A 14,227-nucleotide genomic window follows, 5' to 3' on the forward strand; every position below is an offset into this window, starting at 1 on the left:
CGGGCGCTCCCTAGAACAGTCCGCGCTGGCCCAGGCGCTTGGCCAGCCAGTTGGAGCCGAAGATCAGGACGACGCCGGCCAGGCCCTTGAACAGGCCGACGGCGGTGGAGTAGCTGAAGGCGCCCTGGGTGATGCCGACGTAGTAGACGTAGGTGTCGAACACGTCGGCGACCGAGCGGTTCAGCGAGTTGGTCATCAGCCAGATCTGCTCGAAGCTGGCGTCGAGCAGGTTGCCCGAGGTGAGGATGGCCATGACCACGATCGTGGGGCGGATGGCGGGCAGTGTGATGTGCCAGAACTGCCGGGCGCGTCCGGCGCCGTCCATGCGGGCCGCCTCGTACAGGTTGGGGTCCACGCCGGCCAGCGCCGCCAGGTAGATGATCGTGCCCCAGCCGGTCGCCTTCCAGAGCGTCTGCATGACGATGATCGGCCGGAACCACTCCGCCTGCGCGACGTAGTCGGTCGGGGGACCGCCGAGCACGCCCTGGATGAAGTTCGCGACCACCCCGAAGTCCACCGCGAACAGCAGGTAGGTCAGGGAGGCGACGATCGTCCAGGACAGGAAGTGCGGGATGTAGATCAGGGACTGGATCGAGCGCTTGAGCACGTTGATCCGGAGCTCGTTCAGCAGCAGCGCGACGATGATCGGCGCGGGGAAGACGAAGACGATCGTCAGCAGCGCGAGGATCAGCGTGTTGGAGAGCAGTCGGCCGAAGTCGGGCCCGGTGAACAGGTCCTCGAAGTGCTTGAAGCCGACCCACTCGCTGCCGGAGTAGCCGAGGAACGGCACGAAGTCCTGGAAGGCGATCGTCAGGCCGTACATCGGCAGGTATTTGAAGACCGCGAAGTAGACCAGGCCCGGCAGGAGCATCAGGTACAGCCAGCGGTAGCGCAGCAGCGCGGCGCGGACCGGCACCCTCGCGGGACCGCGCCCGGGCTTGGGGGCCGCCTGCGCGGGAGGCGGCGCCAGGTCGGTGGCCACAGCGGCCTCCTTTCACCGGAAGGGGCCCGGGTCCGCCGGGCCCCTTCAGGTCGGGTCGGGTCAGCTGCCGCCGAGCTTGGCGTGCAGGTCGTTGATCTCGGCGATCACCTGGTCGCCGCCGCTCTCGTGCCAGCGCCTGACCTCGGCGCGGAGTTGCTCCTCGGTGATCTCACCGGCCAGGTACTTCACCCGGGCGTCGGAGACGATGGGGTCGAGGGTCGCGCCCTTGCTGACGTAGGTGGGCGAGACGATCGGCAGGGTCGGGTTGTGCACCGCGGTCTGCAGGTCGAGCTCCACCAGCTCCTTGCGCAGCCGCAGGTTCTCCCGCTCGGCCTCGCTGGCCGGCATCGCCTCGTAGACGCCCATGCCGATGGTGGCCCAGGTGCCGAGCTGGATGAAGGCGAAGTCCACGTCGTTGTTGATGGTCTTCACGGCCGGGTCGTCGTCGCCGACCGGCACGTCGAAGCCGTTCTCCAGCGTGAAGTTGCGTCCCTCGATGCCGTTGGCCAGCAGGGTCTGGCCCTCCTTGGTGGCCAGCCTGTCCAGGGCCTTGAGCACCTCGTCCAGCTCGGCCTCGGTGCGCACGCTCTGCTTGGAGATGGCGAGGAAGCCGTTGTAGCCGTCGAAGGGGTAGGAGAACTTCTGGCCGTCGGGGCGCTTGAGGTTGCCGCCCATCGCGAGCTTGTCGCCGTAGTTCTCCGGGTCCTGCTCCTTGAGCAGGCCGTACATCTGCGTGGCCCGGACGTTGACGTCGATGATGATGCCGCCCTTGCCCTGGTAGAACGGGTCGTTCCACTTGCCCGAGTCGAGGGTGGCGAAGTCCGGGTTGACCAGGCCCTCGTCGACCATCTTCTTCAGCCACCGGTTGGCGGTGTAGAACTCCTCGGTGTCGAAGGCGGGCACGAGCTTGCCGCCCCGGTCGCCGTAGCAGTTCGGGGCGCCGAACCAGGTCTCGATCGCGTTGTACGGGCTGGCGCTGCAGAAGACCGGGGTGGGCCACTTGGGGAGGATCAGCCCGTAGGTGTCCTTCTTGCCGTTGCCGTCGGGGTCCTTCTCGGTGAAGGCCTTGGCGACCTCGTAGAGCTCGTCGACGGTCTCCGGGACCTTCAGGTCCAGCTTGTCCAGCCAGTCCTTGCGGTACAGCACGGCCGAGCGGAGCAGCGGGCGGACCCGGTAGATGCCGTAGACCTTGCCGTTGATCGAGGCGTTCCGCTCGGCCTGCTCGGACTTGGCCTTGAGGTTCGGGTACTTGTCCAGCTTGTCGGTGAGCTCCCAGAACGCCCCGGCCTGCGCGGCCTGGACGAACGCGGGGATCTTGCCCTGGACGACCATGACCTGCGGGATCGTGTCCGAGGCCAGCGTGACGTTGGTCTTGTCCTGGTACTCCGCGTTGGGCACCCAGGTGATCTTGAGCTTCTTGCCGACGACCTTCTCGACCGCCCGCTGCACCTCGCCCTCGGGGTCGGGAGCCGTGCCGAAGAGCGGGACCATCATGGTCAGCTCGTTGCTCGCGGCCTTCTGCCCGGAGTCGTCGCCGCCGCAGGCGGCGGCGACGAGCGCGGTCGTCAGTGCGATCGTTCCGGCGAGCAGCCGGCGGGGGGTGGTTCTCATCAGACGCCTTTCGGGTGCAGGTGTGCCTCGTTCTCGGCGAAGAAGCGCAGGCAGAGCCAGGTGTTGAGCTGGATCCAGGCGCCGGCGGCGAGCGCGAGCGCCAGGAAGGGGAGGATCCCGGCCGCGGACACCACCGCCGCCAGGACGAACAGCAGCAGGACCGTGGACGCGGGACGGGCGAGGACCAGCCGCGACGCCCGGGGCAGGCAGGCGAGCGGCTTCAGGTCGTAGTGGACGTACATCGGCAGCAGGTAGGCCGTGACGGCGGCCAGTGCGATCAGCCCCGCCAGGGTCGCCAGCCTGAGCGGTTCGGCCCCCTGCCCGAGGGCCGCGAAGTACCGGTGGTTGCCGTACAGCACGCCCGCCGCCGCCACGAGCGGGAGCACCAGCAGCGAGCCGCGGGCGAACTCCCGGCGGTAGACCGCCGCGAACTCCCTCCAGAGCGGGAGCGACTCGCCCCGGGCGTGCCGCCGGGCGAGGGTGTACGCCGCGACGGTCGCGGGCCCGATCCCCAGGACCGCTCCCCCGGCGAGTGTGAACACGATCCAGGCGAGGTTGAGCCTGGCCGCCCAGACGAGCTCGTCGCAGGCCGCGTGCAGCCTGATCGGCCAGGCGGTCACGGCGCACCGCCGGGCGTGACCCGCAGGTTCGCGTACTCCCCGATCATCGGGGCCATCTGCCGGAAGCCGATCTTCCCGCCGGGCAGCGGGTCCTCGTCCCGCCAGCGGAACGAGACCAGGTCAGCGATCCGGAAGGCGACCTCGCCCCGGTGCACGGTCAGGCGCACCGGGTACGGCCCCTGCGCGTCCAGCGTCGCCGGGAGCGGGTCCGCGCCCTGGGCGACGAGGCGGAAGCCGTGGCTCTTGCGCAGGTTGCAGGTGTGCAGCCGGCGCTCCGAAGGCCACATGCGGCGGAAGTAGGACACATGGTAGGCGTCCAGGTCGCCGTGGTGGTACTGCTCGTAGGGACCGGTCCGGGGCGCGAGGTCGAACAGGTCCTCGCCCTGCCTGCCCCTGGCATGGAAGAACAGGATGCACAGGCCCGGCTCGCGGACGGGCCAGAAGTCCCACTCGACGGTGACGTCCGCGGGGAAGTCCTCGGGGCACCACAGGACGATGTTGGCGTCCTGGCCGTCCTCCGGGGGCCGCAGGCTCTCCAGCCTCATCCTGCCCATGGGGAACGAGATCGCCCCCTCGCCCTCCAGGCGGAAGCCGTCAAGGTCCGCGGGCGAGGCGAGGGGGTTGCTGTACGGCATTCCGTCGCCTTCCTGAGTGTGGCCGTTCTTGTGTGTAAGCGCTTTCCCAACGACCGTCGCCCGCCCCTTCCCACGGGAGGGGCGGCCGGGCCGCCGTGCTCCGGATCGTCGCGCCCGGCCGGTCAGCCGCCCGGCTGCCGGACGATCCGGACGTCGCCCGCCGGCACCGGCACGGGCTCGCCGCCCGGCGCCGTCACCACGGCGTCGTCCCCGGTGTGGTTGATCGCGAACAGGTAGGACCGGCCGTCCGCGTGCGCCCGCCGTACGACCTCGACCCCGGCCGGGGCCCGGGCCGGCGGCTCCACGCGCGCCTCGGCGCAGGCGGCGGCGAGCACCGCGGCCAGGGCGGCGTCGTCGAGCCGGGTGGTCAGGTAGTGGGCCGTTCCCCCGCCCCAGGCGTTGCGGGTCCACGCGGGCGCGCCGGCCGGCGGCCCGTCCGCGTAGGAGTCGAGGACCTCGGCGGTGGTGGCGCGGGCCGCCTCGCTCCAGATCCGGCCGGTGCCGCCGCCGGCCAGCCGGAGCGCGCGGCCCGGGGGCAGCGGGAAGAACTCCTCGGTGCTCACCCCGAGCAGCTCGCGCCAGGCACCCGGGTAGCCGCCGAGCCGTACCCGGTCGTGCTCGTCGACGATGCCGCTGTACGGCCCGGCCACCGCGACGCCGCCCCGCCGGACGAACCCCTCCAGGTTCGCCGCCCCCGCGTCGCTCACCAGGTAGAGCGCGGGGGCCAGCACCAGGCGGTAGCCGGACAGGTCGCCCTCGGGGTGGGCCAGGTCGCAGGTGATCCCGGCCCGCCAGAGCGCGGCGTGCCAGCGCTTGGCCTCCTCCGCCGGATCCAGGTCCCCGGAGGGCTGGGCGGGGTGGTCCTGGGCCCAGACGCTCGCGTGGTCGAGCAGGATCGCGGCCTCGGCGCGGACCGTGCTCCCGGCCACCTCGGCCAGGCCTGCCAGCTCCGCGCCGAGCGCGGCCGTCTCCCGCCAGACCTTGGTCCCGGTGCCGGCGTGCGGCAGCATCGCCGAGTGCCACTTCTCGGCCCCGGCGCGCGAGGCCCGCCACTGGAAGAACATGATCGCGTCGGCTCCCCTGGCCAGGTGTGCCAGGGAGTTGCGGCGCAGCTCGCCGGGGGCCTTGGCGAGGTTGCGGCCCTGCCAGTTGACCGCGCTGGTGGAGTGCTCCATCAGCAGCCACGGGCGGCCCCCGTTCAGGGAGCGGGCGTAGTCGGCGGCGAAGGCCAGGTCGATGTGCGGATCCTCGCGCCCGCCGATCAGGTAGTGGTCGGTGGCGACCACGTCCACCTCGGCGGCGAAGGCCCAGCAGTCCATGTCCCAGTGCGCCCCGGCCATCAGGTTCGTGGTGGCCGGGACGTCCGGGGTGATCTTCTTCAGCAGGTCCCGCTCCGCCGTGTAGAGCTCGACCAGGGCGTCGGAGCTGAACCGGCGGAAGTCGAGCTGCTGGCCGGGGTTGGTGAAGCTCGGCGTGGCCCGGGGCGGCAGGATCTGCTCCCAGTCGCTGTAGCGCTGGGACCAGAACGCCGTCCCCCAGGCGTCGTTGAGCGCCTCCAGGGTGCCGTGGCGCCCGCGCAGCCAGGCGCGGAACGCCTCCGCCGAGGCGTCGCAGTAGCAGCGGGCGTTGTGGCAGCCGTACTCGTTGTGCACGTGCCACACGGCCAGCGCCGGGTGACCGGCGTACCGCAGCGCGACCCGCTCGGTGATCTCCAGGGCCTTGGCGCGGTAGACCGGCGAGCTGGGGCAGAATCCCTGGCGGCTGCCGTGGTGCAGCCGCCGCCCGTCGGCGTCGACCGGCAGGGCCTCGGGGTAGGCGTGTGCGAACCACGGCGGCGGCGCGGCGGTCGGGGTGGCCAGGCAGGCCTCGATGCCCGCGCCGGCCAGCAGGTCCAGCACCCGGTCGAACCAGCCGAAGTCGTAGACGCCCTCGGCGGGCTCCAGCAGCGACCAGGAGAAGATCCCGGCGCTGACCCGGGTGACGCCGGCCTCGCGCATCAGCGCGACGTCCTCGGCCCAGGTCTCCTCGGGCCACTGCTCGGGGTTCCAGTCCCCGCCGTAGGCGATGCCGCCGCGCATACCGCCCACCGCCCTTCACGTCGAAGAACAGCACCCGCTGTTACCGTTAACACGGGTGTGTCACGCCCAGCACGGGTGTGTTACGTCTGCTTTACCGGGGATTAAAACGTTCCTCTACCTGGCGCACAAGCCCCTTTCCCTGTCCCCCGGTGGCGGCCGCCCCGGCGAACCCGCACAATGGGTCCGTGCCGCCCGCGGTTTCCGCAGGCAGGAACGTTGCTTCGCGGATCCTCCGGCACTCCCCCAGCCCGCCCGGGTTACCCGAACGTTACCGACCGGAAGATCGCCGGATCCCCTTCCGGCCCCCGATGGAGAAGAACGTTTCAATCCGGGCCTCTCTCCGAGGAGATCACTTTGTTCGTGGACATGCCACTCGACCGGCTCCGCGCGTACCTGCCGGCCCGCCGGGAGCCCGCGGACTTCGCCGGGTTCTGGGAGCGGACCCTGTCCGAGGCCCGCGAGCACGAGCTCGGCGCGGTCTTCACCGAGGTGGAGACCGGTCTGGCCGAGGTGCGCTGCTCCGACGTGACCTACGCCGGCTTCGGCGGCCACCCCGTCCGCGGCTGGCTGCTGACCCCGGCGCGGGCCGCCGGGCCGCTGCCGTGCGTGGTGCAGTACATCGGCTACAACGGCGGGCGCGGCTTCCCGCACGACTGGCTGCTGTGGCCGAGCGCGGGCTGGGCGGTGTTCGTGATGGACTCGCGCGGCCAGGGCTCCGGCAACCGGCACGGCGACACCCCCGACCCGGCCGCCGCCGGCGGCCCCTCCGCGCCGGGGCGGCTCACCCAGGGCGTCTCGTCCCCCGAGGACTACTACTACCGGCGGCTCTACACCGACGGCGTGCGCGCCGTGGAGGCCGCCCGCTCCCACCCGCTGGTGGACGCCTCGAAGGTCGTCGTCTCCGGCGGCAGCCAGGGCGGCGGCATCGCGATGGCGGTCGGCGCGCTCGTGCCCGACCTGCTCCACGCCTTCGTCGACGTGCCGTTCATGACCCACATCCGGCATGCCACCGAGATCACCGACGCCGAGCCGTACGCGGAGCTGGCCCGGTTCTTCACCGCCCAGCGGCACCGGGTGGAGGAGGTCTTCGCCACCCTGGACTACTTCGACGGGGTGAACTTCGCCGCGCGCGGCACGACGCCCGCGCTGTTCTCCGTCGCCCTGCGCGACGGGGTCACCCCGCCCTCGACGGTGTTCGCGGCCTACAACCACTACGCCGGGCCGAAGGACATCCGCATCTGGCCGTACAACGGCCACGAGGGCGGCGGCTCGGCGCAGGTGGTCGAGCAGCTCGCCGTGGCCGCCGGACTGCGCTGAGGTCCGGCGGGGGCGGGAGCGGACCCCGCCCCCGCCTCACAGGCCCCGGCCCCCGTCGAGCCGGTGGTAGAACGGGCTGTCCGGAGTGATCTCCCCCCGGCGGACGGGGCGCGCGGTGACGGCCGAGGCGTACAGCGCGGTGGCGAACTCCATCGCGCGCCGCCCGTCGGGACCGCTCGCGGGCGGGCGCTCCCCCCGTTCGAAGGCGTCGAGCAGCGGGCCGAGCTGCGCCCCGTGGCCGCTCGGCACGTCGTGGGGCGGGTTCCACAGCGGCGAGGTGGAGCTCCAGTTCTCGTTGCGGTGGCCGTACAGGTGGCGCAGCTCGACCGTGCCCCCGGTGAAGTCGAAGCGCAGGTAGCTCTCCTCGCGCGGGGACAGCACGCTGGTGACCACGCTCGCCATCGCGCCGCCCTCGAAGCGCACCGCGGCCACCGAGACGTCCTCCGTCTCGATCCGCCGGTCCAGCCGCCCGGCCATCGCGCGGACCTCCGTCCACTGCCCGAGCACCGAGAGCATCAGGTCGATCTGGTGGATGCCGTGCATCAGGGTGGTGCCGCCGCCCTCGGCCCCCCACCGCCCGCGGTACGGCACCGCGTAGTAGTCGTGGTCGCGGTACCAGGCGGTGACGCACTGCGCCACCAGCGGGCGGCCGAGCGCCCCGGCCGCCGTCAGCTCGCGCAGGTGGTCGGCGCCGGAACCGGAGCGCTGCTGGCAGACGACCGCGGCGTACGGCCCGGCGGCCCCCTCGGCCGCCTCGATCCGGTCGTGCTCGGCCATCGACCGGCACAGCGGCTTCTCGCACCACACCCACGCCCCGGCCTCCAGGCACGCGACCGCCTGGTCGGCGTGCAGGTGCGAGGGGGTGCAGACGAGCACCAGATCGGGCCGCTCGGCGCCGAGCATCGCGGCCAGGCCGGTGTAGGCGGACGGCACGCCGTGCTCGGCCGCGAAGGCCTCGGCCCTGGCCCCGTCCACATCCACGACGGCCACCGTCTCGACGCGGGAGCGGTGCTCCCGTACGGCGGGCATGTGCCCGTGCGCGGCGATGGCGCCCGCGCCCACGATTGCGGCTCGGATCACAGGATGACCTAACATCTAGAACGTTTTCACATCGCGAGCGGGAGAGGTCGCCGCTCTTTCCTGGGATGTTAACGTCATCTTCCTCACCGGATCCCGGCGTCGGCCGGTATATGATTGATACGTTTTAATAACTGCTCGCGGCCACGGCCCCCCACCGCGGCCGGAGCGCGTCAGTAGCGGGGCCGGGTGCGCTTGCCCGTCAGCCTGGACAGGAGGGTCCGCGCCTTCTGCTGGTTGCGCGGATCGCGCGCCATCGCCTTGGCCTTCTCGAGGTTCCTGCGCCCCTGGGGCGTGCTCAGGTAGGCGCGGAGGCGGGATATCAGTGATGCCATGTCTCCTCCATCGTCGTGTGGAAGGACGGCTACCCCGTGGAGCGCGGTCCAATCGGCGGCCGGGCGACGCGTCAGGAGTCGACGAAGCTCTCCGGGACCATCACGCGCAGGCCGTTGGGGACGGTCCTGATCGTGATGGGGGTGCGCAGCCGCACCTCGCCGTCGACGTCGGCGGCCATCGGCGGGTCGGTCTCCAGGTACATCTCGGTGCCCAGGACGAAGGGGCCGCCCGCGAGGCTGCGCCAGCGGCCCGTGCTCGCCCGGACCAGGGTCTCCAGCAGCAGCCGCAGACGCTTTCCCGAGCCGAGCTGGTAGGCGACCAGGAGCCCGTTGTCGATGCTGATGTCGCGGGCGACCTGCCAGCCGCCGTGGAAGCGGCCGTTGGCGATGTTGAGCTGGTGGGTGAGCAGCTCGTGGCGCTTGCCGTTGGCCGTGATGAACGCGCGGAACGGCCGGTGGCCGGGAAGGATCGTCAGGGCGGTGAGCGGGTAGGCGGCCCGGCCGAGGAGGCGCTTGAGCCAGGGCCTGACCGTCCCGGCCACCTCGACCGAGACGCCGAAACTGGTCAGGTTGGCGAACTCCCGGTCGCCGGCGATGCCCAGGTCGATGTCGGCGACCTTGCCGGTGCGGAAGATCCGGATCGCGCCGGCCAGGTCCAGCGGGAGGCCGAGGCTGCGGGCGAAGTTGTTGGTCGTGCCCAGCGGGAGCACGCCGAGGGCGACGTCGCGGTGGGCGACGTGCTTGACGGCGGCGCTGAGCGTGCCGTCGCCCCCGCCCACGACGAGCAGGTCGGGCTTGGCGTCCAGGGCCGCGTCCAGGGTGGCGCGCAGGCGCTTGGGGTCGTCCACGGGGAAGACGCCGAGCAGGTCGAAGCCCTCGGCACGGAGCGTGCTCAGCACCCGCGGGTAGCGGTGCCGCCCGCGACGGGACCGCGTGTTGACCACCACGCACACCCTGCCCCCGGTGCGGATGGCCTCGGTGTGCTCGGCCTTGCTGCGAAGCTCGCTCACTCTTCCCCTTTTCACGGAGAGGCTCCCATTTTCACGGAGACGCTCCCGGTAAATGGTAGAGCCCCGCCGTCGGCCGACGGCGGGGCCCTGGCCTCCCGGAGATCCGGGCGGGGCTACTTCTTGGGCGGGGTCACCTGGACGATGACGCCCAGGTTGGCCGGGAGCGGGGCGAGCAGCTTGATCTGCACGCCCAGCGCCTTGCCCTCGTCACCGGGGTTGCCGCTGCCGAGGATGTGGCCGCCGCCGATGTCGGTGCCGTACATCTCGGTGGCCGGGCTGCCGTCGGGGTTGACGACCCGCGTGCTGTACGCCTGGTCGCCCTTGGCGGGGACGACGGCCGAGGCGTCGCGGAGGCGGTAGAACAGGCTGCCGTCACGGAGCTCCAGGCCCGGGTACCAGGTCTTGGCGTCGGTGAAGGTCTTCACCGCCGGGAGCGCCGGGAACTTGGTGCAGTACGCGGTGAACGGCTCGCCCTCGATGCACTCGGTGAACGGGTGCGTCCTGCCGAAGGTGAAGGCCGCGTTGGAGGACTGCGGGCGGGACGGGAGGTTCTTCAGCGCCGACGGGTCCTTCTCGGCGGCCTCGCCGGTCCGGCGGAGCGGCTCGTAGTGCGAGTCGACGACGAGGATCTCGCCCTTGGGCCCGACCGACGGCAGCTCGAAGGTGTGCGCGTCGCCGTCGTTGGCCGGGTAGGCCGCGTCGCGGTACCAGACCAGCAGGCCGGGGGCGTTGTACTTGAGCTTCTCCACCTTCCAGGCGTTCTCGTGCGCCCAGGTGGTGTCGTAGGCGTACTGCAGGCCCTTGTCGAAGCCGTCGAAGTTGCGCCACTCGGCCAGGTAGTACTGGGCGCTCTGCAGGCTGCCGGTGTGCGTCGTCCAGCCCGCGCCGGTGGTGTCGGTGAAGGTGCCCTTGACGGCGGTCCAGCCGTTCTCGCCGCCCTCGACGTCGTCGCTCCACACCGTGGCGCCGCCGGCGGTGACGGAGAAGTCGTCGGAGAACCAGCCGGTGTCCTCGAACCCGGCGTCGGTGGCGTAGCGCAGCCGCAGCTGGATCGTCTGGCCGGCGAACGGGGCGAGGTCGACGTAGTCGTGGCGCCAGCCGTCGGTCGCGCCGGTGAGGCCGTACTTCTTGTTGCCGTAGTCGGCCATCCGCTTGTTCGGGTCGGCGTAGCCGTCGTCGGTGGAGACCAGCGCGCCGGACTCGTCGTAGACCTTCTGCTCGGCCCAGGTGGCGCCGCCGTCGGTGGAGACCTCGACGAAGCCGTAGTCCCAGTCGGCCTCGATGGCGTACTGGTTCCACATCCAGAACCGCTGGTCGGTGCCCGCCGGAACCTGGACGGTACGGCTCAGCTTGACGTCGGCCCAGCTCTGGTCGTTGCCGGACCACCACAGCTTGGCGCCGCTGTGCGGCGTGGCCATCACCACGTTCTTGTCGGGCAGGTTGATGCGGACGCCGTCGGCGGTGTGCTTGGGCGTGCGCGACGACTGGCCGACCGTCAGGGCCTTCGTGCGGTCGCCGGGGTTGACGATCGCCGGGTCGGCCCAGCCGAGCAGCCACTTGGCGTACAGGCCCATGTGGGTCGGCATCGACTGGATGACCGGGCCCGCGTGCGAACCGGAGGACATCAGGTCCCAGAAGTCCACGCTGGTGTCGCCGCCGCCGGTGGCGTCGTAGAAGTCCGGGATGCCCAGGTCGTGCCCGTACTCGTGGGCGAAGATGCCGACCCCGGAGTCCTCCGGCTGCACGATGTAGTTGGAGATCTTCTTGCCGGTGCCGGGGACGGTGTAGCCGCCGGCCACGGCGCTGGAGTGCGCCCAGATGGCGTAGGTGCCCTCGGCCCCGCCGCCGCCGGACTTGTCGGCGCCGGCGTGCACGAGCACGAGGTGGTCGACGACGCCGTCCGGCTCCAGGAGGTTGCCGTCGCCGTCGGCGTCGGAGGTGTCCTCGACGTCGTAGTCGGCCCACGGGAAGTCCGGCTGCTGCTGGGCGAGCGTGTTGACCGCGTCGATGGGGAGCTGGCCGGGGCCGAGCGGGTTGTCGGGGTGGCCGGACATGTCCTGCGGGCGGGTGCCGCAGCGGCCGGCGCCGTACCAGGCCTCCGAGTGCGGGACCTTGATCCAGCCGATCGCCTCACCGGTGACGGTGTAGGCGCCCTTGGACATCTCCTCGTACATCTTCTTCATGGTGTGGCCGGAGATGTCGATGCCCTTGCGCCCGTCCCGGGGGTCGGTGAGGTCCTTGCGGACGCGCTCGGTGATGCCCCGGTCGGAGTAGAGCATCTTGTTGTAGTGCTCCGGGCTGAAGTCCGGAACCCACATCGTGTTGTTGTCCTTGCCCGGGCCGGAGCTCGCCGGGTCGGGGATGTTGTTGTGCAGCGGGCCGTTGAGCTTGGTGCCCGGCGGCTCGGTCACGCAGTCGTTGATGTCGCCGCTGGTCGACTTCGGACGGCTGAAGCCGGAGAAGTCGTCGCCTGCGTTCTCGTTGAACTCGACCAGGAGCGTGAGCAGCTTCGCCTGCTGGGTCTGGCCGGCCTTCTTGAAGATGAAGTCGAACGGGTTCTTGCCCGTCCTGATCGCCCGGGTCTCCCGCGAGGCGAGCATCTTGGCGGCGACCGGGTTGCCCTCGGCGAACTTGCGGTCGTACTCCTGCGCCTGGGCGAAGCCCGAGCGCTTGGCGGATCCGGGCTTGAACCTCTCGTCGACGGTGGTGCTGTCGCCCTGGGCGTACGGCGGCGCGTAGTTGATGTAGTAGTCGCTCGCCGTGGGGACGTACCGGGCGACCGAGTCGTCGGCCTGGGCCGACGCGCCGCTCACGGACAGCCCCGCGGCGGCCAGCCCGAGCACGGGCACGATCGCGAGAAGGCGCCCACGGGCGCCTCTGCCTCTCCTGGACAACGGATACCCTCCCTGCCCGGGTTCGCCGGGCGCGGACGTTCCTGACACGCCCGTATATGCGTGCCGAGCGGGACGTTAGAGGAGAAGGTAAAGCAGAAGTAAAGCATCCGACTTATGTTGTCAAAGTGTGATCAATCGTTTATGTCTGAAAACTGTGACGGAGCGGCGTTTCCACAGGTTGGGGCGGCAGGCCGTACAGTCCCCCTGTGACCGCTATCGCCGACCTCGCCGCCGCGCTCGCGCCCGGGAAGGTTCTGACCGACCCCGACGTGACCGACTCCTACGCCCGGGACCGCACGTTCCTCGAACCCGGCAGGCCTCTGGCCGTCGTGCTCGCCGAGAGCCGTGACGACGTGGTCGCCGTCATGCGGTGGGCGAGCGCGCACCGGGTGCCGGTGGTGCCGCGGGGCGCCGGCACGGGGCTGGCCGGCGGGGCGACGGCCGTCGAGGGGTGCGTGGTGCTGGCGCTGCACAGGATGACCGCGGTCAGGGAGCTCTCGCCCGCCGACGAGATCGCGGTGGTGGAGCCGGGCGTCATCACCGCCGACCTGGACCGGGCGGCCCGCGCGTTCGGGCTGATGTACGCCCCCGACCCCTCCTCCTACGAGATCTCCACGATCGGCGGGAACCTCGCCACCAACGCGGGCGGGCTGCGCTGCGTGAAGTACGGCGTGACCCGCGACTCGGCGCTGGGGCTGGAGGTCGTGCTGGCCGACGGGCGCGTCCTGAACACCGGCAGGCGGACGGTCAAGGGCGTGACCGGCTACGACCTGACCGGGCTGTTCGTCGGCTCCGAGGGCACACTCGGGGTGATCACCGCGGCCACCGTACGGCTGCGCCGCGCCCCGCTGACCCACCCGGCGACGATCGCGGCGGAGTTCGGCTCGCTGCGCGAGGCGGCGGCGGCCGTGGCGGCGATCATCGCGGCGGGCTGCCAGCCCTCACTGCTGGAGATGCTCGACCGGGCCACCCTGCAGGCCATCGACGACTGGAAGAACATCGGGCTGGAGCCGTCCGTCCAGGCGATGCTGATCGCCCAGTCCGACGCGTCGGACGGGCAGGCCGTGGCCGAGCGGATGAGCGCGCTGTGCACGGAGAACGGGGCCGCCTTCGTCGCGGTCTCGACCACCCGGCAGGAGGCCGAGGAACTGATCGGCATGCGCCGGATGGCCTACCAGGCCAAGGAGCGGCTCGGCGCGTGCCTGGTCGAGGACGTGTGCGTGCCGCGCTCGGCGCTCCCGGACATGATCTCCGCCATCGAGGAGATCGGCGCCCGGCACGGGGTGCTGATCTGCACCGTGGCCCACGCCGGGGACGGCAACCTGCACCCGGTCTTCGTCTTCGAGCACGGCCTGCCCGAACCCCCGCCGGAGGTCTGGGCCGCGGCCGACGAGGTCTTCCGCGAGACGCTGCGCCGGGGCGGCACGCTCACCGGCGAGCACGGGGTCGGGCTGCTGAAGCGGCGCTGGCTGGCGCTGGAGACCGGTCCGGTCGCCGAGGAGGTCCACCGGGGGATCAAGCGGGTCTTCGACCCGCTCGGCATCCTCAATCCGGGCAAGGCCATCTGAGCCGGGAGGCCGGACCGTCCGGAACCCGTGATCGGCAGATCATCCGCACCGGAACCCACACTGGTAGCGTTCTGCCCCACATTACCGAATTTTGTAGGTT

At 71.3% G+C, this 14,227-nt stretch carries 11 protein-coding genes; 2 read left to right on the plus strand and 9 right to left on the minus strand.

The features are described 5' to 3' along the window. Positions 1-10 precede the first annotated feature (10 nt). The 5 genes from FHS22_RS20525 to FHS22_RS20545 form a co-directional block, all read right to left on the minus strand. Positions 11-982 carry an ABC transporter permease gene (locus FHS22_RS20525; protein WP_184943883.1) on the minus strand — a complete coding sequence of 324 codons (972 nt, stop codon included), beginning with the start codon at positions 980-982 and terminating at the stop codon, positions 11-13. 60 nt (positions 983-1,042) lie between these two features. Then, positions 1,043-2,593 carry an extracellular solute-binding protein gene (locus FHS22_RS20530; protein ID WP_260408125.1) on the minus strand — a complete coding sequence of 517 codons (1,551 nt, stop codon included), beginning with the start codon at positions 2,591-2,593 and terminating at the stop codon, positions 1,043-1,045. Next, positions 2,593-3,213 (minus strand): YesL family protein, encoded by a 621-nt coding sequence (locus tag FHS22_RS20535; RefSeq protein WP_184943885.1) that lies wholly within the window; start codon positions 3,211-3,213, stop codon positions 2,593-2,595. The genes FHS22_RS20530 and FHS22_RS20535 overlap by 1 nt, the downstream gene beginning before the upstream one ends. Further along, positions 3,210-3,848, minus strand: a complete 639-nt coding sequence (locus FHS22_RS20540; protein WP_184943887.1) for a DUF1961 family protein — start codon at positions 3,846-3,848, stop codon at positions 3,210-3,212. The genes FHS22_RS20535 and FHS22_RS20540 overlap by 4 nt, the downstream gene beginning before the upstream one ends. 122 nt (positions 3,849-3,970) lie before the next feature. Beyond that, positions 3,971-5,926, minus strand: coding sequence for a beta-galactosidase (locus FHS22_RS20545; protein WP_184943889.1), 1,956 nt, complete (start codon positions 5,924-5,926; stop codon positions 3,971-3,973). A gap of 366 nt (positions 5,927-6,292) precedes the next feature. Here FHS22_RS20545 and FHS22_RS20550 point away from each other — a divergent pair, with 366 nt between their 5' ends. Continuing rightward, the gene (locus FHS22_RS20550; protein WP_221473916.1) at positions 6,293-7,243 is read left to right on the plus strand and encodes an acetylxylan esterase; all 951 of its coding nucleotides are present in this window, start codon (positions 6,293-6,295) and stop codon (positions 7,241-7,243) included. A gap of 36 nt (positions 7,244-7,279) precedes the next feature. Here the strand turns inward: FHS22_RS20550 and FHS22_RS20555 are convergent, their stop codons facing one another. The 4 genes from FHS22_RS20555 to FHS22_RS20570 form a co-directional block, all read right to left on the minus strand. After that, positions 7,280-8,323, minus strand: a complete 1,044-nt coding sequence (locus FHS22_RS20555) for a Gfo/Idh/MocA family protein (protein ID WP_338047852.1) — start codon at positions 8,321-8,323, stop codon at positions 7,280-7,282. Between the two features lie 170 nt (positions 8,324-8,493). After that, positions 8,494-8,655 carry a hypothetical protein gene (locus tag FHS22_RS20560; RefSeq protein WP_184943894.1) on the minus strand — a complete coding sequence of 54 codons (162 nt, stop codon included), beginning with the start codon at positions 8,653-8,655 and terminating at the stop codon, positions 8,494-8,496. A gap of 71 nt (positions 8,656-8,726) precedes the next feature. After that, positions 8,727-9,665, minus strand: a complete 939-nt coding sequence (locus FHS22_RS39300) for a diacylglycerol/lipid kinase family protein (RefSeq protein ID WP_184943896.1) — start codon at positions 9,663-9,665, stop codon at positions 8,727-8,729. 113 nt (positions 9,666-9,778) lie between these two features. Next, entirely contained in the window at positions 9,779-12,514 is a 2,736-nt protein-coding gene (locus tag FHS22_RS20570) for an immune inhibitor A domain-containing protein (RefSeq protein ID WP_338047853.1), read from the minus strand. Positions 12,515-12,765: 251 nt separating this feature from the next. On the opposite strand from FHS22_RS20570, the gene FHS22_RS20575 reads away from it, so the two are divergent. After that, the gene (locus FHS22_RS20575; RefSeq protein WP_184943899.1) at positions 12,766-14,127 is read left to right on the plus strand and encodes an FAD-binding oxidoreductase; all 1,362 of its coding nucleotides are present in this window, start codon (positions 12,766-12,768) and stop codon (positions 14,125-14,127) included. Positions 14,128-14,227 lie beyond the last annotated feature (100 nt).

Origin of the sequence: Thiemannella venezuelensis, assembly GCF_014203605.1 — a bacterium.
Classification (GTDB): domain Bacteria; phylum Actinomycetota; class Actinomycetes; order Streptosporangiales; family Streptosporangiaceae; genus Planomonospora_A; species Planomonospora_A venezuelensis.